General features: G+C 40.0%; 23 protein-coding genes, 1 tRNA gene and 1 rRNA gene. 8 read left to right on the top strand and 17 right to left on the bottom strand.

Translation table 11 applies throughout. The annotated features are described in order from the left end of the window. Positions 1-79 (top strand): 5S ribosomal RNA (rrf, locus tag L0951_RS08740); the annotation flags it as partial. Between the two features lie 402 nt (positions 80-481). On the opposite strand, the gene L0951_RS08735 is transcribed toward rrf, so the two are convergent. The 9 genes from L0951_RS08735 to tuf all read right to left on the bottom strand — a co-directional run bounded on the left by L0951_RS08735 (position 482) and on the right by tuf (position 7,862). Then, the gene (locus tag L0951_RS08735) at positions 482-820 is read right to left on the bottom strand and encodes a YkvA family protein (RefSeq protein WP_234110847.1); all 339 of its coding nucleotides are present in this window, start codon (positions 818-820) and stop codon (positions 482-484) included. Between the two features lie 68 nt (positions 821-888). Continuing rightward, a complete protein-coding gene (locus L0951_RS08730; RefSeq protein WP_234110846.1) occupies positions 889-1,443 on the bottom strand; it encodes a TlpA family protein disulfide reductase in 555 nt (184 codons plus the stop codon). An 84-nt stretch (positions 1,444-1,527) separates the two neighbouring features. Continuing rightward, a complete protein-coding gene (locus tag L0951_RS08725) occupies positions 1,528-2,091 on the bottom strand; it encodes a thioredoxin family protein (protein ID WP_234110845.1) in 564 nt (187 codons plus the stop codon). Between the two features lie 66 nt (positions 2,092-2,157). Beyond that, entirely contained in the window at positions 2,158-3,219 is a 1,062-nt protein-coding gene (gene aroC / locus L0951_RS08720; RefSeq protein ID WP_234110844.1) for a chorismate synthase, read from the bottom strand. Between the two features lie 134 nt (positions 3,220-3,353). Next, positions 3,354-5,639, bottom strand: a complete 2,286-nt coding sequence (locus L0951_RS08715; RefSeq protein ID WP_234110843.1) for a T9SS type A sorting domain-containing protein — start codon at positions 5,637-5,639, stop codon at positions 3,354-3,356. 126 nt (positions 5,640-5,765) lie between these two features. Continuing rightward, a complete protein-coding gene (nusG, locus tag L0951_RS08710; protein WP_048500046.1) occupies positions 5,766-6,308 on the bottom strand; it encodes a transcription termination/antitermination protein NusG in 543 nt (180 codons plus the stop codon). A gap of 14 nt (positions 6,309-6,322) precedes the next feature. Further along, complete coding sequence (gene secE / locus L0951_RS08705) at positions 6,323-6,529, bottom strand: preprotein translocase subunit SecE (RefSeq protein WP_234110842.1); 207 nt, start codon at positions 6,527-6,529, stop codon at positions 6,323-6,325. 13 nt (positions 6,530-6,542) lie between these two features. Next, positions 6,543-6,613 (bottom strand) — tRNA-Trp (locus tag L0951_RS08700). Positions 6,614-6,674: 61 nt separating this feature from the next. Further along, positions 6,675-7,862: an elongation factor Tu gene (gene tuf / locus L0951_RS08695; protein WP_234110841.1), complete on the bottom strand. Its 1,188-nt coding sequence runs from the start codon at positions 7,860-7,862 to the stop codon at positions 6,675-6,677. A 286-nt stretch (positions 7,863-8,148) separates the two neighbouring features. Between tuf and L0951_RS08690 the strand changes: the two genes are divergently transcribed. After that, entirely contained in the window at positions 8,149-8,292 is a 144-nt protein-coding gene (locus tag L0951_RS08690) for a very short patch repair endonuclease (protein WP_234110840.1), read from the top strand. A 1-nt stretch (position 8,293) separates the two neighbouring features. Beyond that, positions 8,294-8,425 (top strand): hypothetical protein, encoded by a 132-nt coding sequence (locus L0951_RS13705; RefSeq protein ID WP_262908474.1) that lies wholly within the window; start codon positions 8,294-8,296, stop codon positions 8,423-8,425. A gap of 389 nt (positions 8,426-8,814) precedes the next feature. Here the strand turns inward: L0951_RS13705 and L0951_RS08685 are convergent, their stop codons facing one another. The 5 genes from L0951_RS08685 to L0951_RS08665 all read right to left on the bottom strand — a co-directional run bounded on the left by L0951_RS08685 (position 8,815) and on the right by L0951_RS08665 (position 16,462). After that, positions 8,815-11,913 (bottom strand): efflux RND transporter permease subunit, encoded by a 3,099-nt coding sequence (locus L0951_RS08685; protein WP_234110839.1) that lies wholly within the window; start codon positions 11,911-11,913, stop codon positions 8,815-8,817. Between the two features lie 82 nt (positions 11,914-11,995). Further along, positions 11,996-13,084 carry an efflux RND transporter periplasmic adaptor subunit gene (locus L0951_RS08680; RefSeq protein ID WP_234110838.1) on the bottom strand — a complete coding sequence of 363 codons (1,089 nt, stop codon included), beginning with the start codon at positions 13,082-13,084 and terminating at the stop codon, positions 11,996-11,998. Between the two features lie 7 nt (positions 13,085-13,091). Beyond that, positions 13,092-14,303 (bottom strand): TolC family protein, encoded by a 1,212-nt coding sequence (locus tag L0951_RS08675; RefSeq protein WP_234110837.1) that lies wholly within the window; start codon positions 14,301-14,303, stop codon positions 13,092-13,094. A 129-nt stretch (positions 14,304-14,432) separates the two neighbouring features. Beyond that, complete coding sequence (locus L0951_RS13745; RefSeq protein WP_234110836.1) at positions 14,433-15,782, bottom strand: histidine kinase dimerization/phospho-acceptor domain-containing protein; 1,350 nt, start codon at positions 15,780-15,782, stop codon at positions 14,433-14,435. Further along, on the bottom strand, positions 15,779-16,462 hold the full coding sequence (locus tag L0951_RS08665; protein ID WP_234110835.1) for a response regulator transcription factor: 684 nt from the start codon (positions 16,460-16,462) through the stop codon (positions 15,779-15,781). Before L0951_RS08665 ends, L0951_RS13745 begins: the two co-directional genes overlap by 4 nt. Before the next feature lie 353 nt (positions 16,463-16,815). Here L0951_RS08665 and miaA point away from each other — a divergent pair, with 353 nt between their 5' ends. Together miaA and L0951_RS08655 are read left to right on the top strand one after the other, a co-directional pair. Next, on the top strand, positions 16,816-17,715 hold the full coding sequence (gene miaA, locus L0951_RS08660) for a tRNA (adenosine(37)-N6)-dimethylallyltransferase MiaA (protein WP_234110834.1): 900 nt from the start codon (positions 16,816-16,818) through the stop codon (positions 17,713-17,715). 86 nt (positions 17,716-17,801) lie between these two features. Next, positions 17,802-18,362 (top strand): thioredoxin family protein, encoded by a 561-nt coding sequence (locus L0951_RS08655; RefSeq protein WP_234110833.1) that lies wholly within the window; start codon positions 17,802-17,804, stop codon positions 18,360-18,362. Between the two features lie 49 nt (positions 18,363-18,411). Here the strand turns inward: L0951_RS08655 and L0951_RS08650 are convergent, their stop codons facing one another. Continuing rightward, the gene (locus L0951_RS08650; RefSeq protein WP_234110851.1) at positions 18,412-19,047 is read right to left on the bottom strand and encodes an MBL fold metallo-hydrolase; all 636 of its coding nucleotides are present in this window, start codon (positions 19,045-19,047) and stop codon (positions 18,412-18,414) included. A gap of 132 nt (positions 19,048-19,179) precedes the next feature. Here L0951_RS08650 and L0951_RS08645 point away from each other — a divergent pair, with 132 nt between their 5' ends. Next, positions 19,180-20,391, top strand: a complete 1,212-nt coding sequence (locus L0951_RS08645) for a type IX secretion system plug protein domain-containing protein (protein WP_234110832.1) — start codon at positions 19,180-19,182, stop codon at positions 20,389-20,391. A gap of 36 nt (positions 20,392-20,427) precedes the next feature. On the opposite strand, the gene hemH is transcribed toward L0951_RS08645, so the two are convergent. Together hemH and L0951_RS08635 are read right to left on the bottom strand one after the other, a co-directional pair. Beyond that, a complete protein-coding gene (gene hemH, locus L0951_RS08640; protein WP_234110831.1) occupies positions 20,428-21,456 on the bottom strand; it encodes a ferrochelatase in 1,029 nt (342 codons plus the stop codon). Between the two features lie 73 nt (positions 21,457-21,529). Further along, the gene (locus L0951_RS08635) at positions 21,530-22,408 is read right to left on the bottom strand and encodes a NifU family protein (protein ID WP_234110830.1); all 879 of its coding nucleotides are present in this window, start codon (positions 22,406-22,408) and stop codon (positions 21,530-21,532) included. Between the two features lie 141 nt (positions 22,409-22,549). Here L0951_RS08635 and L0951_RS08630 point away from each other — a divergent pair, with 141 nt between their 5' ends. Both L0951_RS08630 and L0951_RS08625 read left to right on the top strand, forming a co-directional pair. Beyond that, entirely contained in the window at positions 22,550-23,062 is a 513-nt protein-coding gene (locus L0951_RS08630; RefSeq protein ID WP_234110829.1) for a gamma carbonic anhydrase family protein, read from the top strand. 54 nt (positions 23,063-23,116) lie between these two features. After that, on the top strand, positions 23,117-23,653 hold the full coding sequence (locus L0951_RS08625) for a GNAT family N-acetyltransferase (protein WP_234110828.1): 537 nt from the start codon (positions 23,117-23,119) through the stop codon (positions 23,651-23,653). Positions 23,654-23,665 lie beyond the last annotated feature (12 nt).

Raw genomic sequence — 23,665 nt, 5'->3', positions numbered from 1 at the left:
TTCCCATTCCGAACACGGAAGTTAAGCCCTCCAGCGCCGATGGTACTGCGACAAGCGGGAGAGTAGGCCGCCGCCAGTTTTTTTTCAAAATCCCCAACCACAAAGTGGTTGGGGATTTTTTATTTATTGTAATTAGGAAAGGTGAAGGAGTTAAGATTGGAGGGGGGACGTCTCGATTAATTTTTTAGTGTTTTTACCTAGGGAATATCTTTTCGATTTTGTGGCGAGCACTGCGAAAAGAGCACTCTAATGGGCGGAGAAGGACTCCTTGTATTAGTAGAATACACGGATTGGAGCTATATCCTTTTTTGATCGCTGATTGCGAGTTCTAGATCCTCCGTCAAATTATTCTACTAAATAAAGATATCCTTTTCTCTCGGAGGAGACAGAGAGCGGGTCGGTTCATTGACAATCAAGGAGCTTCATGGGTTCTACGAAGAAACCGCCCAATTTCTTGAACGGCTTTAATATTTTTTTGCGTTTATTCTACGATTTCAGCTTCTACAATTTTGTCGTCTTGCCTTTTTTTAGCTTCCCAAGCCACGAATCTTTCGGCCTCTGAAGTAAGCATCGGTATTGCCAAAGCCAGTACCGCTAAATCATCCAAAACTCCAATCACTGGAATCCACTCTGGAATGAGGTCAATTGGCGAAAACACGTATAGCAGCATCAATCCAGGGAGGATCACATTCTTGATTTCTGGTTTGTACCCATTTTTTTTCATGGTCGATTTGATCATTCTAAGGATGACGGGTAATTTTTGGATCAAACCTTTATGTTTGAAAGCTTCCTTTGCAAGTTGTATTTTTGATAATTTCATTTTTGTGTTGGTTTGAAATGCTATTGAGCCCACAAATTACGTACCAATATCTTCTTATTTGGAGTCCATCATTGTGTCGATATATTGTCAATCATATCATGTACAGATTTGGAATTCCAGTCCTTCGCTGCATCCTCCTTTACTAGTATCCTGCCGTTTTTGTCCAGAAGGAATGTAGTGGGAAACGCTTTAGGCAAAACATTGGTGGTTACTGGACTTTCTGCGATATATACGGGAACCGTGTAGTTGTTTTGCTGCAAAAACTTTCTTACATCCTCTTCTTTTTCCTGCATTGCTATGAGCACAAAATCCACTTTATCCTTTTTGCTATCGTAAAGTTTTTGAATGGTTGGCCATTCTTCACGACAGGGCGCACACCAAGTTCCCCAAAAATTAAGCAAAACCAGTTTTTTGCCTTTAAGGTTTTTTAGATTGGTGGAAGTGGTATTGATTCCTTTCAGCTGGATGTCGTAATCGTAATCGTTCAGTGTAACTGCATTTTCCACAGCTGCAATCGGAAAAAACAGGTCTGTCAATTTCAACCGAATTGATGGAAATGCAAGAATTACGACCAGGATTGCGGATGAAATTAAGTAGAAAATATTTTTTTTAATAAAAGTCATGATCTTCATTTAGTATTCTATTCGATGATAATGCATGATGGAATCTAGGATCAGAAACCTATTTTTAATTGATGTCCAACTATTCTAAATTAATTCCAGAATTTCCTCGATAGCGTCTTTGCCACGGTTCTTGGAGTAATATACCTGCAAATCGTTGTAGAATTCTTCTCTTGGGTAGGTTTCGGGATTGGCTTTGAATTTGGCCAGAAGTTCGGTGCCATATTTTGGGCGTGGTCCCCAATGGTTGATGACTTCGAAATCCTTATCGAGAAGAATCACAATTGGAATAGACTGAGTTCCATTTACCAAAAACTGATCGATCAACGAATGGTCGGTATCGCGCAGAAAAACTTTTGCTTCATTACCTGCTGACTCGAAAAATTTTGCAACAGCAGGAACAGTTGCACTCGCATCGCCACACCATGGTTCGGAGATGATCAGAACCTTACCATCAAATTTCTTTGATTTTACTTTTTCCATCTGGGTTTCATCCACTTTAAAAGTTTTTAAAGTTCGTTCCATTCTTTGGAGGCCGAGCTCGTAAAATTCTTGCTTTTCGTCTGTTTTGTCGGGATTGTTGGTTGCCCGAATTTTCGCTACGTTCATGTACTGATCAAAAGTCAGTGCTTTTTGCCAATATTCTTTCATTTTTAAAATTTTACACAAATTTCGTTTATTTGTACCTGATAAAATGTAATCGAAATCACATTCTTATTAAATCCGCCTCATCCGATTAATTAAGAATAGATCTGCCAAGACAAAACTTGCCAGACTTTCCACAATGGGAACTGCTCTGGGTAAAACACAGGGATCATGTCTCCCTTTTCCTTCCACAATGATAGAATTTCCATCCTTGTCTACGCTTTTTTGTGGTCTTAAAATAGTTGCGACCGGTTTAAAAGCCACTCGAAAGTAAACATCCATTCCATTTGAAATTCCGCCTTGAACTCCACCTGAGAGATTTGTCTGTGTGGTGAAATTTTCATTAAATAAATCATTATGGTCTTTGCCAGTCATAGTTGCGCCACAGAAACCACTTCCGTACTCAAAACCTTTAGCTGCATTAATGCTGAGCATTGCCTTCGCCAATTCTGCCTGCAGCTTCCCAAATACCGGTTCGCCAATTCCAGCCGGAAGATTTTTTATGACGCACGTAATGGTGCCGCCAATCGTGTTTCCTTCCTTCTTAATTTCCTTGATTTTTGAAATCATTTTTTCCGCGGTTGCTGAATCTGGGCATCGCACATTATTAGAATCTATCTTGGAGAAATCTAATTCCTGATAGGGTTTTTCGCAAAAAATGTCGCCAACTGAAGAAACATATGCGGTAATTTCAACCTTTTTGGGCAGAAGTTGTTTTGCCAAACTTCCTGCTACGACCCAATTCACGGTTTCGCGAGCAGATGATTTACCGCCTCCCCGATAATCTCTGATGCCGAATTTTTGATCATAGGTGAAATCAGCATGGCTTGGCCGATATGCTGTTGAAATATGATCATAGTCTTTGGATTTCTGGTTTTCGTTTTCAATGAGGAAACCGATCGGAGTTCCAGTGGTTTTTCCTTCAAAAATTCCGGAAAGAAACTTCACGGTATCACTTTCTTTTCTTTGGGTGACGATAGCACTTTGACCAGGTTTTCGGCGGTCGAGTTGGTATTGAACAGCCTCAAAATCAATTTCCAGACCGGCTGGAAAATTATTGATAATACCACCAAAAGCGATTCCGTGGCTTTCGCCAAAAGTAGAAAGTGTGAGGAAATTTCCGAAATTGAACATATGACAAAGTTAATGATTTGAATTGAGTTACAATGCACCAGGTGCAGTGTCAGTTTTACCCTTTGAATTGATTTTCACCAATGAAAAAAGCCGCTCCAAAAATGGAAGCGGCTTATTTGTATTTGATTGATCAATTATAAACTGACGATGATTTTTCTTGTTATTTTTTGTTTGCCCGAGTCTATGGTAAGGAAATAAACTCCATTGGTCAATTTTACGGGAATTTCAGTCATGCCATTTAAATCTTGAATTTGTGTGTAAACGATTCTTCCGGACGCATCGGTAATAATTAAATTTGATTTTTTTATAGGAGTTGTAGTTTTGATCTTCAAAGAATTTTTCACAGGATTTTCAATGGAGATACCATTCAGCAGTTCGTGGTCTGATGCGGCCAAAGTTTGGTCAATTAATATTTCATTTAAAACAAACGGCACGTTTTGATCATCTAAAGTCACGTGATTTTGGTTCGTGGAAGGGACATGATAAGCGGCAAAAGGAGTTGTGGAGGAAGAATTGATGGTGGCGTAATAATTTCCCTGATTATTGCTTACCGCCAGAGAACTTACTGCGGGAATAAAGTCGAAATGCATAATTTTCAAATTATTCATAAATTCTGTAAGCATGAGGTTTCCGGTGGAAGTATCGGCTAAATTGGACATATCGAATCTGCCGCCTGGTGCGGAATCCAGTCCGTCAGAGGTGGCAGGTGATTTTGCGCTGGCCGTACTGGTGTAAACTGAAAACCAGACGATAATCCATTGCTGACCTTGGAAACTGCTGATCTGTGCGGTTGCATTTTTTGCTGGAGTGAAATTGGTTTTTATAATCGCCCGTTGTGTGGAAGAGGAATTGAAAGTGTGATCCATTACCACCATTCCCGGTGTTCCGGTCATGGTTCCGTTGCCGGCACCGTTGCTTATGGCGATATTTCTTATGTTTTGTGGGAATCCCATCGCATTCAGCTCATTTTGAAAAGATGTTCTATAATTGGGTGCTCCAACTGGAAGAAGGATCGCAGGATCAAAATCAGTGATGCTTCCCACTTTCAGGTGACCTTCAAAATGATCAAGAAGCATCTGTCTTGCAGCAGGACTCTTCAACATTCCATTGACCACGCCCTGCATGGTGGTATCGCCAACCGGTCCAAATCCCATATAGTTAAAAAGATGCTGAAATCCTAGAGGGACATTGGCTCCCAAATGCGGCGAGTCAAATGAAACATAAAGTCTGGTATCGGGATTTAAGCTGTTCTGCTCCATATATCGAAGTGCATACCGGGAGATCAGACCGCCCATACTTGGACCGATCACCACATTTTTGGCATTTCCCACTTTGGCAAGGTTGAGCTGATTGAGTAATTCTACCAGAATCATTGCATTTCTTTGAATATAATCCACGCCGCCATCAATAATCGTAGTAGTTCCGGGTCTGGTGTATGTTGGAAAGTTTAGGACAATAATGTCAAATCCTTGCGCTCGGACTAAGTCTCCCAGATTCTGGTTGGTTCCGTAATTGAGGAGTTGATAGATTGCTGCGGTATTTCGGGTATCGCCAGGATCAAAACCGTCAACCAAAATTATTGGTTTGTCTAAGACACCGTCATTACCCATATACACTTCATATTCGCCATTTCCGACGAAAGCTGCGTTTTCACCAAATCCCTGATATGGAATGGTGGAAGAAATGGGAGTGACCAAATTAGGTTCGAAACTTTTTTTTTGCGTGATTTTGGCTGCCCTTTTTTGATACTGAACATCGATGATGAAAGATTGCGTCAGTATTTTTCCATCTGTAAAGTGGATTTTGTAGAGAACTTCATTCCATCCATTATTCGGAAAACTAAGTTTAAAAGGCTGATCTTCACTGATGATTTTCCAGGTTTTTCCGTCTTTAATTTCTATGTGAGAAACTGTTCTTTTCGAGGTGTGAAAAATCAGATCAGTTTTTAAAATGAATTCAGGAAGGTTTGATTTTGTTTTTCCCAAAATCGGTGCTAAAAGATTGACCTGATTTTCCTCAAAAACATTTGGTGAATGATTAGTGATCACATACTGATTTTCAGAATTGAGGGTAACCTGCTTAGATTCTAACGAAGTTGCTTTAATGTTTTCAAATTCAGTAATGAGTAGTGAAAGTGGGATATAATTATTGCTGAAGCCATGATCAGCCTTCGTTTTGATGATTTCTAATTTTGGCAGTCTTTGCAAATAATCCGCACGTTGCATTTCATGATAGACCTGCAAGAAAATCTGTGTAGAAGTCTTCTGGGGTTGCAGCTCTGTTGCTTTTGAAACGGCGAAAACTCGGTCGTAGAGAATTTTGGTTTTGGTATGGTCTTTCAAAAGATCAAATGTTTGATCCTGGGCAAATAGATGGACACAGAATATCCACAAGAAAAGGAATGTAAATTTGATTTTCATCTTAATTATTTTTATCAAATATATACATTCTTTGAATATAATTTCAAAAAGTAGAACATTTGTAATTTAGAGTGCAAAAAAAAGACTGCTCTTTCGAACAGTCTTTAATTTATAGGATGAAGCTTTTTAAACTTTTTCTACCTGCATATAGCTCAATTCCATAGGTGTTTTTCTTCCGAAAATCATTACAGAGACTTCAATTTTCTTTTTGTCTTCATGTAGTTTTTCAATAGTTCCGTTGAATCCGTTGAAAGGTCCGTCTATCACTTTCACATTTTCACCCACCACAAATGGAATTGCGGTTTCTACAGCGAATTCTGAGAGTTCATCCATTCTTCCCAGCATTCTGTTTACTTCAGATTTTCTCATGGGAACCGGATCTCCTCCTTTTGTCAAACTAAGGAATGAGATAACTCCTGGAATATTTTTGATGATATGTGGGATTTCACCGACCAAGTTCGCTTCCACCATTAAGTAACCGGGGTAATAAGGTTTTTCTTTTGGCACCTTTTTCCCGTTTCTCATCTGGATTACTTTTTCCATAGGAATGACTACCTGAGTGACGAAATTTTCGAAGCCAAGACGCTTCATTTCGTTCTCAATATAAGTTTTCACCTTATTCTCCTGTCCGCTGATGGATTTCAGCACGTACCACTTCAAGTCACTCATTTTGGAAAATACTTTTAATTAAATAGGTTGATGAAGAGTGTCAAAATATTATTGATGATCTCGCTGAACGCAGAATCCACCCCAAAAGTAAAGAGCGCCAATATTACAGTGGCCACAGCGGTTACGATTGTTGAGGATTGCAGGTCTGACCATTTTGGCCACTCCACCTTATCTATAAATTCGTGGTAAGAACCTTTTAAATAGTTAATTAAATTGTTCATTATCTCAATTTTGCACGGGCACAAGGATTCGAACCCTGATCAACGGTTTTGGAGACCGGTATCCTACCATTGGACGATGCCCGTAGATTAAAAAACGTTGTTAGCGCATTAAGCGCTAACAACGCTAGTATGCAGTATGTATAAATTAGTCGATGATTTCAGTTACCTGACCTGCACCAACTGTTCTACCTCCTTCTCTGATTGCAAATCTAAGACCTACGTTAAGAGCGATTGGCTGAAGCAATTCTACAGTGATTGTCAAGTTGTCACCAGGCATTACCATTTCTACGCCTTCTGGTAAGAAGATTTCACCAGTTACGTCAGTAGTTCTTACATAGAACTGAGGACGATATTTGTTGTGGAATGGAGTGTGACGACCACCTTCTTCTTTAGAAAGGATATAAACCTCTGCTTTGAATTTTTTGTGTGGCTTCACAGAACCTTGTTTAGCGATAACCATACCTCTCTTGATGTCGGTTTTTTCAATACCTCTCAACAATAGACCTACGTTGTCACCAGCTTCACCTCTGTCAAGGATTTTACGGAACATTTCAACACCAGTTACGGTAGAAGTCAATTTTTCATCACCCATACCTACGATGTCTACAGGATCTCCAGAGTTGATTACCCCTGCCTCGATTCTACCTGTAGCCACAGTACCTCTACCTGTAATAGAGAATACGTCTTCGATTGGCATCAAGAATGGTTTATCTTGCTCTCTTACCGGCTGCTCGATCCAAGTGTCAACAGCATCCATCAATTGTTCAACTGTAGCAACCCATTTTGGTTCACCGTTCAGCGCTCCAAGAGCTGAACCTTGGATCACTGGAGAGTTGTCACCGTCATATTCATAAGAAGAAAGAAGATCTCTCAATTCAAGCTCTACAAGCTCTAGCAATTCAGGGTCATCTACCATGTCAACTTTGTTCATGAAAACAACGATTCTTGGTACGTTTACCTGACGGCAAAGAAGGATGTGCTCTCTTGTTTGAGGCATTGGTCCGTCAGTTGCAGCGCACACAAGGATTGCTCCGTCCATCTGCGCAGCACCAGTTACCATGTTCTTCACATAGTCGGCGTGACCAGGACAGTCAACGTGAGCATAGTGTCTTTTTTCTGTTTCGTATTCAATGTGTGAAGTATTAATGGTAATACCTCTTTCTTTTTCTTCTGGTGCAGAGTCAATTGCAGAGAAATCTCTCTTTTCAGCAAGACCTTTATCAGATAATACTTTACTGATAGCAGCAGTAAGTGTAGTTTTACCATGGTCAACGTGACCGATGGTACCAATGTTCAAGTGCGGTTTGTTACGATTAAACGTTTCCTTTGCCATGATTCAAATTATTTATTTAATTAATTATTTATTTTTTCGGTTTGCAAATATAGTGAATTTTTGAAAATCAAAAACCATTTCATTAAAAAAAGTTTTTAATATTCAATCTCATTATGTTACAGCACAATCCGTTGTGCAAAAACCGGACTGCAAATTTATGGAAATTTATTGTAAATTATGCTGCGGTGATATCTTTTATGAAAATTTTAAATAACAGTTATTCCGTGCCAAGTCTTCCGTTTTCCTCCAGATTACATTATCTTTATATCTGTAAAAAAGGCATGTTGTGGACAACCTCACTCAGGAACTGCGCCGAAAAAGCTTGCAGGCAAACAGATCCAAAGGAACCACGATTAAAGTTCTTTTGGGCAAGGCGCTTTTTGCGAAAGGTTTGAGGTGCCGGAAAAACAACAGGAAAATTCCTGGTTAGCATGACTGAATTAAAGATTGCCCTCTTCGCAGATGGCGAATTCTGGCGCAAAAAAGATGGGGAAACCAGCAGGGAAAAACCCGGTGAAAATGCCGCTTTACGGTTTGAAAAAATGGAGAGAAACATCGAATGAGATTTTAAAGTGAGTTAAAAACTTAGAAGCAAAGGTTGGTAGGTTCTGAGTTTCTGTGAAAGTGACCTTAAGAAATACATTGACGAAATTGCGGGCTTCCTGAAAGATATTGCGGAAATCAAAAAAAAACAGGAAATTCAGTAAGGGAAAGTTTTGCGAAACCAGAAGATCGTCTCCAAAAAGGAGCGCCTTATCCAAAATTATCTGTAAAAAAGAAACGACCATTTTCCTCAAAGTTTTAAGAAAACCGCCTTGAAATACTCCTGGGAATTTCTCTATCAAAAATATCCGGAAGAAATCACCATGCAGGCTGCCGAAGATTTGTTGAAATAGGGAACGCCAAAGCCCAAAAGGCATCTAGCGAAAAAATCATAAAAAATCGCAATCTATTAAATAATCTCCGTCTTTTTGGTTCTGTTGAAAATCCAGAAAATAATCGGGAATATCAATAATGTTAAAACGGTTGCAGTAACCAAACCTCCTATGATGACGATTGCCAAAGGTTTCTGTGATTCCGAACCGATTCCGGTGGAAAGCGCGGCAGGCAACAAACCAATGGAAGCCATCAACGCAGTCATCACCACTGGTCGCGTTCTCACTTTTACGCCTTCCAGGATTCCGGCGGCAACATCCATTCCGGATCTTATGTTTTGGTGAAATTCGGAAATCAGAATTACCCCGTTCTGGATACAGATCCCAAAAAGCGCAATGAAGCCGACTCCCGCGGAAATCCCGAAATTGATTCGAGTGAGATGCAGTGCTATAATTCCACCAATCAAGGCGAAAGGCACGTTGGCCAAAACCAAAAGTGAATCCCTCAAATTACCGAAAAGGATAAATAACAGGAAGAAAATCATCAACAAACTGATCGGAACCACTTGTCCCAGGCGTTTTGTTGCCCGTTCCTGATTTTCAAACTGCCCGGTCCAGCCAATGCTGTAACCTTCTGGAAGTTTGATTTGGGCGACCTTTTTCTGGGCTTCGGCAATCGTGCTTCCCAAATCCCGGTCTCTGATTGAAAACTTGATTCCGATGTACCTTTTAATATTGTCTCGATAGATAAACGCCGCACCATTGTCTGAATGGATTTCCGAAATTTCCTTTAGTGGAATCAATGTTCCAGCCTGGGTCGGAACCATCAGTTGGGCAATATCGGTTTCGTCTTTTCGGTATTCTTTGGCATATCGGATTCTGATGTCGAATTTCCTTTCACCATCAAAAAGTTCCGAGGCGGTTACTCCACCGAAAGCTGTTTCCAGAACAGATTGCGCATCAGAAAGTGCAACGCCGTACATCGCCATTTTATTCCGATCCAAAACTACGCTCACCTCAGGTTGACCGATGTTTTTAATGATTCCCGGTTCTTTGACTCCATCTATATTCTTGATTACTTGAAGAACCTGTTTCGCATATTTATCCAGGGTATTCAGATTGTCTCCGTAAATTTTCACTCCGTTTTCAGCCTTGAAACCCGCTACCGCTTCTGCCACATTGTCGGAAATGGGCTGTGAATAATTATAGGTAATTCCTTGATATTCTTTTAGTTTGCTGTCAATTTCTTCGATCAGTTCGTCCATGCTGATTTTTCTGCTCCATTGATCTTTAGGTTTTAAATTCACGCCAAACTGCACGAAACCAAATCCATTGGGATCAGTTCCATCGTTGCTTCGGCCGGTTTGAGCCAATACTCCGGTTACTTCCGGAAAAGACAGAATCGTTTTCTTCAGCTTATCTGTAGTTTGCAGCGATTGATCTAAACTTGTGCTCATAGGCATTTCGGCGGTGACCCAAAGCGCGCCCTCATTCAGCGGCGGAAGGAACTCCGTCCCTAAAAATTTACCGGAAAACAACGTGATGCCCAAAAAAGCAGCTGCGATAATTAAACTCAATTTTTTATGTTTAAAGGTTATGGTGAAACCTTTTTCCACGATTCTCTCGCAAAATATGACAAAAGGGTTGTGTTTTTCCCGAACATTTTTGTTCAACAAAATATGCGTGAGAACAGGAACCAAAGTGAGGGTGAACAGCAACGCTCCCAAAAGCGCAAATCCCAAGGTGTAAGCAAGCGGCGAAAACATTTTCCCTTCCACTTTTTGGAAAGAAAATATTGGGATCAGCGAGGTGATAATGATTAATTTCGAAAAGAAAATTGCTTTTCCCAAGCCGGTTCCTGTGGTTTTTATCCAACCTCCTTTCGCCAGTTTGTTGAAGCGCTCCATTCCATATTTTTTTGCCTTGTGATCGAGCATTACGAAAATTCCCTCCACCATGACCACGGCTCCGTCAATGATAATACCGAAATCCACCGCACCGAGGGAAAGCAAATTTGCGCTCATTCCCATCATTTTTAAACTTAAAAAAGCAAAAAGCAGCGAAAGCGGAATGATTATCGAAACGATGAGCGTGGTGCGCCAATCTGCCATGAAAAGGAATACAATCACCGTCACAAAAATAATTCCTTCGATCAGGTTGTGCATGATTGTGTGCGTGGTGAAATCCATCAGGGTTTCACGGTCATAGAACGTTTCCAGTTTCACGTCTTTTGGTAGAATCTTATTGTTGAGTTCGTCAATTTTTGCCTTTACTAACTCCAAGACTTCTACCGGATTTTCACCTTTCCTCATGACGATGGTTCCGGCTACCACATCGTCTTTGTCATTATAGCCGGCTTGTCCTACTCTTGGCAGGGAACCTTCCCGAACTGATGCCACGTTTTTAACCAAGATCGGATTCCCATGATCGTTTCGGATGGTGACATTTTCTATATCTTCAATGGATTTCAGCAAACCAATTCCTCGAACCACATAACTTTGACCGCTTTTTTCAATCACATCACCGCCCACATTTAAGTTGCTTTTTGAAACGGCATCGTAAACCTGGGAAGTCGTCAAACCATATTGGTCAAGTTTTCTGGGATCAATACTAAGTTCATAAATTTTTTGCTGCCCCCCAAAAACATTGATGTCTGCAACTCCCGGAATTCCACGCAGGGCGCGATCAACCACCCAGGTTTGCAAAGTAAGCAGCTCCCGGGAATCCTTTTTCGGACTTTTCAGAATGTATCGGTAGATTTCTCCAGTGGGTCCATATGGTGGCTGCACTTCTGGCGAAGTTCCATCCGGTAGTGTGACGGTTCGTAACTGATTGTTCACCTGCTGTCTTGCAAATGCATCGTCCACGCCGTCTTCGAAGATGATTTTGATGATGGAAAGTCCGAACATCGTGGTGCTTCGCACGCTGGTTTTTTTCTGCACCGAACTCATCGAAAGCTCAACCGGTGTGGTCACAAACCGCTCCACTTCTTCGGCACTCCTTCCGTTCCACTGGGTGATAATCACAATTTGGGTATTGGTGACATCAGGAAATGCCTCGATTGGCATATTTTTAAAACTGATGAAACCGGCAATCGCCAAAATTCCTACCCAAACGAAGGTAAACGCCTTGTTCTTAAGGGAAAATGTGATGATATTTTTGATGAACTTGTTCATTGAATTTCCTTTGAATGGTTTGTGCCTGAGATTGTTCAGGTTTTCGACTTCAGATGTTCTACTTCTTCAGAATTCGAATTTTCTATTCGCTTAGGCTTCTGTACAAAAGCAACTGATTGGTGGTGACAATTTTATCTCCTTCACTTAAACCTTCTGAGATATATGTTTTGCTATCATTTTGTTTCAAAATTTTTACTTCCTGAACCCTGATGTTGCTTTGGGATTTAAAAACTACCACGAAATATTTGTTATCGTCGAAAATCAATGCTTTTGTCGGGATAGATACGGCGGTATTGTTTTCGGTACTCACCACTTTGATGGTCGCCTTGCTTTCTGGAATCAAGCTCCCATCAGTATTATTCAAAACTACTCTTGCCTGCATCGAATTGGTTTCCGGATCGATGATTCTAAAGATTTTATCTATTTTTCCGTAATAGACTTTTTCCGGATTGATGAGGGTGGAAACTTCTGCCTTCATTCCGATTGCAATTTTATTGATGTCACTTTCATTTACATTCACGATTGCCCACACATTTGATGTATCGGCTACATCGAAGATGTTATCACTTTTGTCACTTCTCAGCTGCATGTCTTTGTTGATGTTTTTCTGCACGATATACCCGTTGATCGGTGAAGTGACAGAATAGATGTTCCCGTTTTTCACATTGTAAATTTGGCTTACCTGCTGTGATCTTCTTAGTTCGTCCTGTGCTTTCGAAACCTGGCTTTTCGCCTCGATCACCTCTTTTTCTGTGCTGAGCTTTCCTTCGTACATTTCCTTTGCCACACGGAGATTGTTTTCAGCAACAGCGAGTTCGGTCTTTGCGGTGCTCAAATCTCTTTGGAACCCGGCAACTTCGGTAGAGCGAATGGTTGCCAAGACTTGTCCCTTTTTCACATAATCCCCTAATTCAGCGTTGACGGAAATCACGTTTCCTCCCACCAAAGGATAAATGTCGATATATTGATTTCTGTCGGCACCTATTTTCCCGAAGAATCGGGTTTCATCACTGATGTATTCTTTCTGAACTTCCGCAAGGGTCATGGTTTTCATCATGGTATTGCTGATCACGAAAGCTTTTTCACTTTGCTCCTGCTCTTTTTTTATTTCGTTCTTTCCGCATCCCATCAGGATGAAAGCCGTAATTATCAATACTATATTCGATTTCATTTTTTCCTTAGTTAAAGATTTTGGTTTGGGTGAGTCGGCTGAGTTCTTCTGCAGAAATAAGGATTTGTTTTTGGATTTCCAGCAGTTGAAGCGTGGTTTGCTTGTAACTGTCCATGAAATCAGTAAACTCAATGAGTGTCACATTTCCGCGCCTGAAATTTTCGGTCATTCCTTTATATACGGTTTCCAAATCGTGCACGTCTTTTTGCGGCATTTCCTGATACATGTGATATTGGTTGGACCAGGTTTGATAAGCAGATGCCACTGCATTCAGTAAACTCAATTTCTTAAAATCGGTATTTTTTTGGGATTGCTCTATCTGCATTTGCGCTTTTTTCACATTTCCTCCGTTTCTTTTCCAAAGTGGAATTGGGATGCTTACATTGAAGTTGACTTCGTTTTGGTAGAGACCGCTAGATTGATTCCACTGCAAACCTGCGGTCAGGTCTGGAATATTCATCGATTTTTGAAGATTGTAATTAACTTTATTGTTTTCAATGGCCTTTAGACTAAAAAGATAATCTGCATTATTTTGGAGCGCTTGCCGCTGAAGTTCCTCCAAATCTTGAAGCGGTGCGGATTTCAACAGTTCATTCGACTCATTTGCTGAAAGCTCGGCTATGATGATTTGCGAATTCCCAGTCAAAGTCATCATGGTTTGGTTCAATGAAACAATCTCATTATTTATCTGGATTTTGTCGTTGTTTAAGCTTAACACAATCGCATTCAGGCGAACCTGGTCTTTCAAAGAAATATTTCCTTTTGCAGTTTGAACGCGGTATGCTTTTAGCAAATCGCTCATATAACTGAGCTGGTTATCTATATTTTTGATTTTTTTCTGGTTGAAATAAAGGGAGTAAAATGTTTGGCGAAGCTGCGCCTTCAAATCCACCAGAAGCTGGTTGAACTGAAGTTGGGCAAGTTCCTTATTTGATTTTGCAAACTCTATTTCGAGTTTTCTTTTACCACCAAGTAGGAAGAGTTGCTGAATCCCGGCACTTTTGGAGGATCCCAGATTAAAGAAGCTGGGCTGGTTTGGATCCACCATATTGCCCTCAAAATTCACCTGCGGCAGATCCCAGATTTTTGCCTGCATCATATCGGCATCATTAAAGCTGATATGATATTGCTCGGCAATCAGTTGAAGGTTGTTTTTCAGGAATTCTTCTTCGCATTGCTGCAGCGTTTTGGGTTGCTGCGAAAAGCAAAGAAACGGCATGAAAAGAAAGATTGCAAGATTTTTTATCACGATTAAATGAATTGGATTAATCGTGCGCAAAGGTTCGGGAATTAACTTAAAAGCTTCTTTAAAATAGCTTAAAAAAAGCTTAAAATGGCTTCTTCCGCCTTATTTTACTCGGAAGTTCAGTTCGAAGACATTGGTTTCGGGCAGTTCCTGTTTGTAGGAAATGGTTGCCTCATGAAAATCCAAAATACGTTTGCAAATCCGGAGCCCCAAACCCGAGCCGGCTATTTGTTGGGAATTGGTTCCCCTTTTGAAGGCATTGAAAATCCGCTTGGAATCTTCTTCTGAAATAAGGACACCGCGGGATTTCACTTTTGTGGTCAGTTCGGTTTCACTTTCAAGGATTTCCACTTCTACTTCCGGTTTGAAAGAATATAGGCAGGCATTTTTGAACAGGTTGATGAACACGATTTCCAGAAGTGGCTTGATTCCCTTAACAGTCAGATTTCCGAATTCATTTTCTTCATTGATATTGAAATTCAGCTCAAAATCAGCATTGTTTTTTTTCACTTTTTCAAAAGCATCAAAAATCACTTCATCCAGACGGACTTCTGAAAAATCCTCTTTAAGATGTTCTTCCTCGAGTTTTGAAAGCAGCAGGAGCGAATTCACGGTGTCTGAAAGGTGGTAAACTTCATGGGTAATTCCCTTGGTGTATTTTTCGAACTCCGGATTTTGATTTTCCAGTTTAGTTAAATTCTCCAGCTGGAATGCAATTCTCGTAAGCGGCGTTTTGATTTCATGGGATGCACTGGCTGTAAACTCTTTTTGTGAAGAATAGGATTTGTCAATTCTTCCGAGCATGGTGTTGAATACTTTAGCGAGGAGGTTGATTTCGTCTTTCTTTTCGGTTTCGGGAAGTCTTTCAGTCAGGTTATTCGCAGAAATTCGCGTGATTTTTTGCTGAAAAACATCCAGGGGAGCCATCATTTTTTTTGCAAACGAAAAGCTCAGAACCCACATCAGTGCGGAAGCTAAAAAGAAAGAAACCAAGACCAGCGTTCCTAAATAAGAAAGTTTTTCCTTTCCCATGATGTCGGTAGATTCTATCAGGAAATAGTGGTTTTTGATTTTTTCTCCATAGACCTCGGAATTTTTTTCACTGTGATACACTTTGTGCTCATTCTTCATCGTCACCAAGTCCTCTCGGTCCCAATCCACGGTTTTGTCTTTGATACTGCTGTAAACCAAATCGAACTGTTCATTAAAAACCAGAATTTCTTCCTGCTGTATGGAGTAGGTAGGAGTGTTGTAAATCTTGGAGAAATCCCTGATGTTGTCGCCGTCTTCATCAAAATAATTGGCCACGGTGGAAATCCTGTCTTTAAGAATGGCCACGAATTCGTCTTTCCGGAATTTGGCAAAAAACAGGTAAATGAAAATCAGGATAAATCCCAAAAAAAGGGAAAAGAGCAAACTGAGGTTCAGTGCAATCTTATTCTTTATATTCACTGCTGGACTTTTAAGTAATAACCAAATCCAGAGCGGGTGTGGATTAATTTGGTGTCAAAATCCTTGTCTATTTTCTTCCGCAAAAAGTTGATGTAAACCTCAACGGTATTGGTATTGGTATTGAAATTGTGTTGCCATACCAACTCCGAAATCTGTTGTTTGGAAAAGGTTCTGCCGGGATGTTCCGCCAATAATAAAAGGAGTTGAAATTCCTTTACAGTAAGTGGGATTTCCTGGCCGTTTCTGAAAACTTTCTGTTCTGTTTTGTTGATGGTCAGGTTGTCGATCGAGATTACTTCGTCACCGGACTTGTTTTCCGCACTGTTTCTTCGGGTGAGTGAATTGATCCTCATAAGCAATTCTTCAAACTGGAATGGCTTTACCAAATAATCGTCCGCCAATCTGTTAAAAGCATCCTTTTTGTCTGAAAGGTCTCCGTAAGCGGAAATCATGATTATTGGCGTGTTTTTGTCGTCCAGCCGGATTTTTTCACACACTTCCAATCCGTTTATTTTTGGAACATTGATGTCGAGAAGGTAAATGTCATATTGTTTTTGTTGAACTTCACGCAAAAAAAGTTCACCATCATATACTTTTTTGACTTCGAAATCATTTTGTTCCAAAAATTTTCCCAGCTCCGCCGAGAGAATTAGGTCGTCTTCTAATAAAAGGATTTTCATAATTATTTAAGATGTAGACAAATTTAATAAATTATGATTGATAAAATGCTATTTGATTATCTTGTGAAGGCAAAATTAGGTTGTCATTATTAAGATAAATCAGTTGAAATTACGAAATTCATAAATAATTGAAAAATTTACTGACCGTTTTGATGCTAAAGGGAAACTGGATTTTCATGATCAGCTTCTGACGGTTTGAAATATCTTTAAGATACGCTAATCTGCTGAAATTAAGGCGAAACCGTTTAAATTTTGGGTATTTTTTGGTTCGCTTCAGTTCGGGGAATTCCTCAATATTATTCAAATGCGTTCCAGAACTTTCCCAATCAAAAATAAATCAGGAAATTTAACCCGTGAAAACTTTAATCTCTGTCATCGGAACCACCGGAATCGGGAAAACCAAACTCGCCATCGGAATTGCAAAACATTTCAACACTGAAATTGTTTCCTGCGATTCGCGACAGTTTTTCCGAGAGATGAAAATCGGGACCGCAACTCCGTCTAAAGAAGAATTGGCTGAAGTTCCACACCATTTTATTGGGAATCTTTCGGTGAACGATTATTATTCCATCGGCCAGTTTGAAAAAGAAGCAGAAGAAAAATTGGCAGCACTTTTCCAAAATCATGATGTCGTGGTTCTGGTAGGTGGAAGTATGATGTACGAAAAAGCTGTTATACAAGGTCTAAACGATTTGCCGGAAGCCGATGAGGAGAACCAAAAAAAACTTCAGCAAATCTGGGACGAAAACGGGATTGGGGAACTGCAAAAAATGCTCGAAAAACTTGATCCAGAATATTACAAAACCGTTGACAAAGACAATCCAAGAAGATTATTGAGAGCCATCGACATTATCTGGCAAACCGGTAAGTCCTATACCGAAAACGTTAGTTCACAAATAAAAAAACGTGATTTTCAAGTGATCCGAATCGGAATTGAAGCGCCTCGAGAAGTTATTTACGAAAGAATCAATCAACGGGTGGACCAAATGATTTCCGAAGGTTTAGAGAAAGAAGCCGAAGGACTGATCCCGTTCAAAAATCTGGTTCCGCTGCAAACTGTGGGCTACACCGAATTGTTCAAATATTTTTCCGGAGAGTGGACTTTGGATTTCGCCATCGGGGAAATCAAGAAAAACTCCCGGAGGTTCGCGAAGAGGCAACTCACCTGGTACCGAAAAGAAGAAAACATCAATTGGGTCAATTTTGAAAATTCGCTCAAAGAATGCTTATCTTTGCTCAAGAAATTAATGTGAAAATGCTACGATTTACCACTGGTTCAATCGCTGATCCGGATAAAAATTGGTAAATTGCTTCATTGATAAATTGTTAAATTAAGAAAATGGCAAATACTCCTTCAAATATGCTGGAACTCGGAACCAAGGCTCCGTTTTTTGAACTTCCGAATCCTTCACACAGCAATGAAATCCAATCCTTGAACGACCTGAAAGGCGAAAAAGGAACTTTGGTGGTTTTTATGTGCAACCATTGTCCGTTTGTGCTCCACATTATCGATAAACTCTCTGAATTGTACGAAGATTATCAGGAAAGAGGAATTGAGTTTATCGCCATCAATTCAAATGACGTGGAAAAATATCCCGCGGATTCTCCAGAAAAAATGGTGGAATTTCAAGTGGACAAAAAATTTGATTTTCCGTATTTATACGATGAAAGTCAGGCGATAGCAAAAGCTTACGACGCTGCATGTACACCGGATTTTTATTTTTTCGATGATAAACTGGATTTGGTCTATCGTGGACAGATGGATGATTCCAGACCGGGAAACAATAAAGAAATTACCGGCGAAGATTTAATTATTGCTTTCGAGAATCTTCTTGCAGGCGAACCGCAGGAAGAATTGCAAAGACCAAGTATGGGTTGCAATATCAAGTGGAAAGAATAAAGAGCCGGCAAAAGATCAAATCAATAAAGCCCTTTTTTTGAGCCGGTTCTTAAAAGAAAGGGTTGTGTTGCCGCTCAAACCCTATATTAGTCGGATTTCCATGACCGTTGAAAACTTTTGTTTCCGCATCCAAAACGAAAAGTTTAGTTCTTATGCTTTCCAAAAGTTGTTTGTGATTCCCTTTGTATAAATCCGTTCTTCCAATACTTTCTTCAAAAAGTACATCCCCTGAAATTACGAATTTCTGTGCTTCGTGGTGAAGAGCGATATGTCCTGGCGAATGTCCGGGAACATGCAGGATTTTAAGAAAATCTTCACCTAAATTGATCGTTTCGCCTTCTTTCAGGAAGTGGATTTCTCCGGAAAATGGTCTGAAGAAAAAACCGAACCGTTGTGCATCCATCGGGTTTCTCTCCAGGATTTCCTTTTCGGTTTCATGCATCAAAACCGGAATCTGAAATCGATCATAAACGGTCTGCAAACCTAAAACGTGGTCGATGTGTGCATGAGTAAGAATAATATTTTTGACTTCAAGTTGATTTTCAGCAATAAAATCTACCAGGATCTTCGTTTCATCTTCTCCGAAATTTCCCGGATCGATGATGAATGCGTCTTTATTTTCATTATAGAGCACATAGGTGTTTTCTGAAAATGGATTGAATGCGAAAGATTTGATTTGAATCATGATTGAGGAGTAATGATTTTTGATTACTTGCAAAATTACGGTATTAATTTTTTTTTGACTCATTTTTTGAGGGACTCAAAAACAAAAAACCATCCGCAATTTTCTGCCTCAATTTTCGTTATCTTCGTATCGATGAAACAGCTATCTTTTTTCCTGATCGTTTTCAGCACTTTTCTTTTTGGTCAGCAGATCAGAAGTGTGCAGTTATTTAATCCTCAAACCAACGATGAAACGCCGGTAATCGGCTTTAATGAACAGTTGATTTTAAGGTTTGACGACCTTTCCAATTCCAGCACAATTTACCGCTATACCATCAAACATTATGACCGAAACTGGAATGACGACGGGCTTTTCTTCACCGAATATGCAAACGGAAGCTTGAATGGTCTGATTGACCAGTTTCAATATTCTTTCAATACGTTGCAGGCCTATACCAATTACACTTTGATATTCCCCAACGATAAAATTCAGCCAAAAATCTCCGGAAATTTTGAGCTGATTGTCTATTATGATTCGCCGAGCAAACCTCTTTTCACCAAGAGATTCTGTGTAGTCGAAGACGGTGCAAACCTGGGCGTAAAGGTGACCAGAATGGCAGATGCCAGAAAGCCGAATTTCAATCAAAGGATAGAAGTTCAGGCGATTGGAAATAATTCGGTTTTGAATTCAAATCTGAATTCGGTCTCATTAAACGTAGTTCAAAATAACAACTGGAACGTTTCTGTCCTCAATCAGAAGCCGAGTACCGTTTTGGGGAGCAAACTGCTTTTCCAGCAAATGAACTTGGTTTTTCCCGGAAACAATGAGTTTTATTACTTTGACAACAAAAATATGATCGGCGCGTTCGATATGGTGGCGAATGGCGAAATTATTGACGGCGTGAATTATACTTATCTCTATCCGGTTTGGGCATATCCGCTAAATTATCAGTATCAACCAGATGTAAACGGTGCGTTTTATTTTAGAAGGAATGATTTGGGAATAGAGCGGAATGCTGACCGGGAAGCAGATTATTCCTGGGTTTATTTTGCCCTGGATTCTGAGAAAACCGATAGGGAAATCTTTGTTTTAGGTGGGTTCAATGATTTTATCCCATCAAAGGAAAATCAAATGACTTTCGATCAAAACTCCAAAAAATACATCGCGAAGATTTATTTGAAACAAGGATTCTACAATTATATGCTCGCCACAAAAAATCCCGATGGATCCTTGAATTTTGGCGAGATTAACGGAAATTTTTGGCAGACCGAAAATCTTTACCAGGCGTTTCTTTATTATCAACCTTTTGGAAGAAATTATGATGGACTGATTGGTTACGGAGAATTCCGGACTCCAGTGAGGTAGTAAGCGTTTTTCCGGATCATCAATCTTGTGAAGACTCTACACCAAATAAAATTCCTTGAGTTTCTCTTCGCATAGTATTTTCACCACTTCAATCCAACGGTCTTCGTCATTCAGACAAGGGATGTAGTGGAAGTTTTCGCCTCCTCCATGAAGAAACTGCTCTTTTCCTTCTACCGAAATTTCTTCCAGAGTTTCCAGACAATCGGAAACAAATGCCGGACAAACAACCGCCAAATTCTTGATTCCTTTTTTTCCCAGGCTCATCAATGTTTCATCGGTATAAGGTTCAATCCACTTGTCTTTTCCTAATCTGGACTGAAAGGAAATGATCGCTTTATCCCGCGGCAAACCTAATTTTTCAAGAACCAGTTCGGTGGTTTTGAAACACTGATGACGATAGCAAAACTGGTGGCTTGGATTATTTTCTCTTTGGCAGCAGTCGTTAAGGTTACAGGTTTTGGTGGGATCGGTTTTGTAAATATGTCTTTCCGGAACACCGTGATAAGAAAACTGCAAAGCGTCAAAGTTTTCGGGAAGTTTTTCTTTAATGCTTTCCGCCAAACAGTTGATGTAGATGTCGCGGTCGTAAAAAGGTTGCACGTAATTGATTTTTAAATCTGGAAAAAATGCTTTCCGAACTTCCTCTGCTTTATCAACCACGGTTTCAGTCGTACTCATCGCATATTGCGGGTAAAGTGGGAACAAAGCTATTTCGTTTACACCTTGGTCAACCAGCTTTTGAATTCCAGTTTTAATGCTTGGTTCTGCGTAACGCATCCCGATTTCCACAGGAACGTCCACCAACTTCTGAAGTTTTTTCTGAATGTGTTCGGTGATGACAATCAAAGGCGATCCTTCTTCGGTCCAAACCGTTTTGTAGGCTTCAGCAGATTTTGCGGGGCGCGTTCTCAAAATGATTCCACGAACCAGAAGCGAACGGAAAAACCAGCGGTAATCGATGACTTTTTCGTCCATTAAAAATTCGTCGAGATACTCTTTTACATCTTCAACTTTTGTCGATTTCGGCGAACCGAGATTGACCAATAAAATTCCTTTTTTATTCATAAGTAATTAGCGGAAAGCAATGAATAATCTTGGGTGATTACCATTATTTAATAATACGCACTGTTCAATTTTTTCACCCATTCACGGCTTCCACTTTTTCCACCAGTTCCGGGACAAACTGTTTTAAAATATTTTCGATTCCGCCTTTCAGGGTTGCGGTAGAACTTGGGCAGCCGGAACATGCACCTTGAAGGAGCATTTTCGCCACTTTAGTTTCTTCATCATAACCAATCAGCGAAATTTTTCCGCCATCACCTTCCACAGCTGGAGCAACGTATTCATTCAGAATGTCAGAGATTTTCTGCTCTTTTTCTGTGTAGTCTCTGTTTATCAGCTGTTCTACCGGATTTTCATGTTTTGCAGCCGGAATATGGGAAACCACTTTATGATTTTGCAAATAATCCGCTATGAAATCACGAACTTCTACCATGATTTCATGCCACTGAAAAGAATCGTCCTTGGTCACTGCCACGACATTATCCGAAATAAAAACTTGCGTGACATATGCAAACTGGTCAAAAATTGCTTTTGCCAAAGGTACTTCTGCTGCCTCCTCAGGAGATTTCAATTCCAGAAAACCATCTAGCAAAGTCCGGTTTGCAACGAATTTCATCACATTTGGATTGGGAGTCATTTCCGCAAAAATCTGCGTATCTTCCTTAGATTTCTGGAGATAAACTCTAGGGTTTTTTGAAAGTTCATCTTCAATCACATCCTTCAAACTTTCGGCAATATGTTCCCATTCCACGGAATCCTGTTTTGCAACGGCCACAAAATTGGCAGTAATGAAGATCCGCTCCACGAATGGGTACTTCAAAAGTTCCTGAGCCAAAGGAATTTCTGAGAGATCTGAATTTCGGTCAAGCTCCAAAGAACCGGGAATCAGGTTGTAGTTTGCCACAAACTTCATCACTTTTGAATTCTCGGTAGGCTCTATGATCATCTTTGTCATTTTATTTATTAAATTTGAGATGCAAAAATACGGATAAAATAACGGAGTTTGGGATTGTGATTTTAGACTTTGTCAATGGTTTATTTTGAAAATAGAAATTCGTTTTAAACCTTAACATTAATAAACCTTGAACTAATATTTATGGCAATAATTAAAGAACTTTTGGGAAAATCCCCACAAATAGGAGAGGGAGTTTTTTTGGCGGAAACAGCAACCGTCATCGGAGAGGTAGTGATGGGCGAAAACTGCAGCATTTGGTACAATGCGGTCATTCGCGGAGATGTACACTACATCAAAATGGGAAATAAGGTGAATGTTCAGGATAATGCGATGCTGCACTGCACTTATGAAAAATTCCCCCTGAATATCGGCAATAATGTCTCCATCGGTCACAATGCGATTGTTCACGGTTGCACGATTCAGGACAATGTACTGATCGGAATGGGCGCCATCGTGATGGATGATTGTTTGGTGGAAAGCAATTCCATAGTCGGTGCAGGTTCGGTGGTCACTCAAGGAACTCACATCAAATCCGGTGAAGTTTGGGGCGGCGTTCCGGCAAGAAAAATTAAAGACATTTCCGCTGAACTTTTGGAAGGCGAAGTGAACCGGATTGCGAATAATTATGTGAAGTATTCCAGTTGGTACAAGTAAGTACCAAAACCAAGGTTATCACTTGTTGTCAAACGATCTGTCATTAAACAAAAAATGAAATCTTTTCCCGAATTACAAACCGAACGGTTAATGCTTAATCGTCCGCTTCATACCGATGCGGATGATTTGGTGCAATATCTCGGTGCTGATTCTGCTTTTTCGGAAAATACCTTAAACATTCCTTTTCCCTACAAAAAAGAAGATGCCGAGTTTTTCCTGAACGAATTAGTGGATAAAGGTTTTGAAAACGGAAACAATTTTATTTTTGCCATCCGCAAAAAAGGAAATCCAAAATTAATTGGCGCCATAGGAATTCATCCAGACAAAAACCACCACAAAGCGGAAGTCGGTTATTGGCTCGCCAAAGAGTTTTGGAACAATGGCTATATTTCGGAAGCCTTAAAGCAAATCATCCAGTTTGGTTTTAAAGAATTAAAACTCCAAAAAATATACGCCAGTCATTTTCCCCATAATCCGGCATCAGGAAAAATTATGATGAAATGTGGAATGGAAATGGAAGCTTGTTTGAAAAAGGAATATTTCAAAAACGGCCAATTCATGGATGTTTACCGGTATTCAATTTTAAAATAGTCCTCAAAATAA

Source organism: Chryseobacterium sp. R2A-55, from assembly GCF_021401085.1.
GTDB lineage: Bacteria > Bacteroidota > Bacteroidia > Flavobacteriales > Weeksellaceae > Kaistella.
Note: the sequence above shows the minus strand (reverse complement) of the source record. Positions and strands in the feature narration are given on the sequence as shown.

Excerpts from the sequence above, each read along its gene's own strand:
- L0951_RS08735 (WP_234110847.1), bottom strand. The coding sequence starts at position 820 with ATGAAATTATCAAAAATACAACTTGCAAAGGAAGCTTTCAAACATAAA.
- L0951_RS08730 (WP_234110846.1), bottom strand. The coding sequence starts at position 1,443 with ATGACTTTTATTAAAAAAAATATTTTCTACTTAATTTCATCCGCAATC.
- L0951_RS08725 (WP_234110845.1), bottom strand. The coding sequence starts at position 2,091 with ATGAAAGAATATTGGCAAAAAGCACTGACTTTTGATCAGTACATGAAC.
- aroC (WP_234110844.1), bottom strand. The coding sequence starts at position 3,219 with ATGTTCAATTTCGGAAATTTCCTCACACTTTCTACTTTTGGCGAAAGC.
- L0951_RS08715 (WP_234110843.1), bottom strand. The coding sequence starts at position 5,639 with ATGAAAATCAAATTTACATTCCTTTTCTTGTGGATATTCTGTGTCCAT.
- nusG (WP_048500046.1), bottom strand. The coding sequence starts at position 6,308 with ATGAGTGACTTGAAGTGGTACGTGCTGAAATCCATCAGCGGACAGGAG.
- secE (WP_234110842.1), bottom strand. The coding sequence starts at position 6,529 with ATGAACAATTTAATTAACTATTTAAAAGGTTCTTACCACGAATTTATA.
- tuf (WP_234110841.1), bottom strand. The coding sequence starts at position 7,862 with ATGGCAAAGGAAACGTTTAATCGTAACAAACCGCACTTGAACATTGGT.
- L0951_RS13705 (WP_262908474.1), top strand. The coding sequence starts at position 8,294 with ATGACTGAATTAAAGATTGCCCTCTTCGCAGATGGCGAATTCTGGCGC.
- L0951_RS08685 (WP_234110839.1), bottom strand. The coding sequence starts at position 11,913 with ATGAACAAGTTCATCAAAAATATCATCACATTTTCCCTTAAGAACAAG.
- L0951_RS08680 (WP_234110838.1), bottom strand. The coding sequence starts at position 13,084 with ATGAAATCGAATATAGTATTGATAATTACGGCTTTCATCCTGATGGGA.
- L0951_RS08675 (WP_234110837.1), bottom strand. The coding sequence starts at position 14,303 with ATGCCGTTTCTTTGCTTTTCGCAGCAACCCAAAACGCTGCAGCAATGC.
- L0951_RS08665 (WP_234110835.1), bottom strand. The coding sequence starts at position 16,462 with ATGAAAATCCTTTTATTAGAAGACGACCTAATTCTCTCGGCGGAGCTG.
- L0951_RS08655 (WP_234110833.1), top strand. The coding sequence starts at position 17,802 with ATGGCAAATACTCCTTCAAATATGCTGGAACTCGGAACCAAGGCTCCG.
- L0951_RS08650 (WP_234110851.1), bottom strand. The coding sequence starts at position 19,047 with ATGATTCAAATCAAATCTTTCGCATTCAATCCATTTTCAGAAAACACC.
- L0951_RS08645 (WP_234110832.1), top strand. The coding sequence starts at position 19,180 with ATGAAACAGCTATCTTTTTTCCTGATCGTTTTCAGCACTTTTCTTTTT.
- hemH (WP_234110831.1), bottom strand. The coding sequence starts at position 21,456 with ATGAATAAAAAAGGAATTTTATTGGTCAATCTCGGTTCGCCGAAATCG.
- L0951_RS08635 (WP_234110830.1), bottom strand. The coding sequence starts at position 22,408 with ATGACAAAGATGATCATAGAGCCTACCGAGAATTCAAAAGTGATGAAG.
- L0951_RS08630 (WP_234110829.1), top strand. The coding sequence starts at position 22,550 with ATGGCAATAATTAAAGAACTTTTGGGAAAATCCCCACAAATAGGAGAG.
- L0951_RS08625 (WP_234110828.1), top strand. The coding sequence starts at position 23,117 with ATGAAATCTTTTCCCGAATTACAAACCGAACGGTTAATGCTTAATCGT.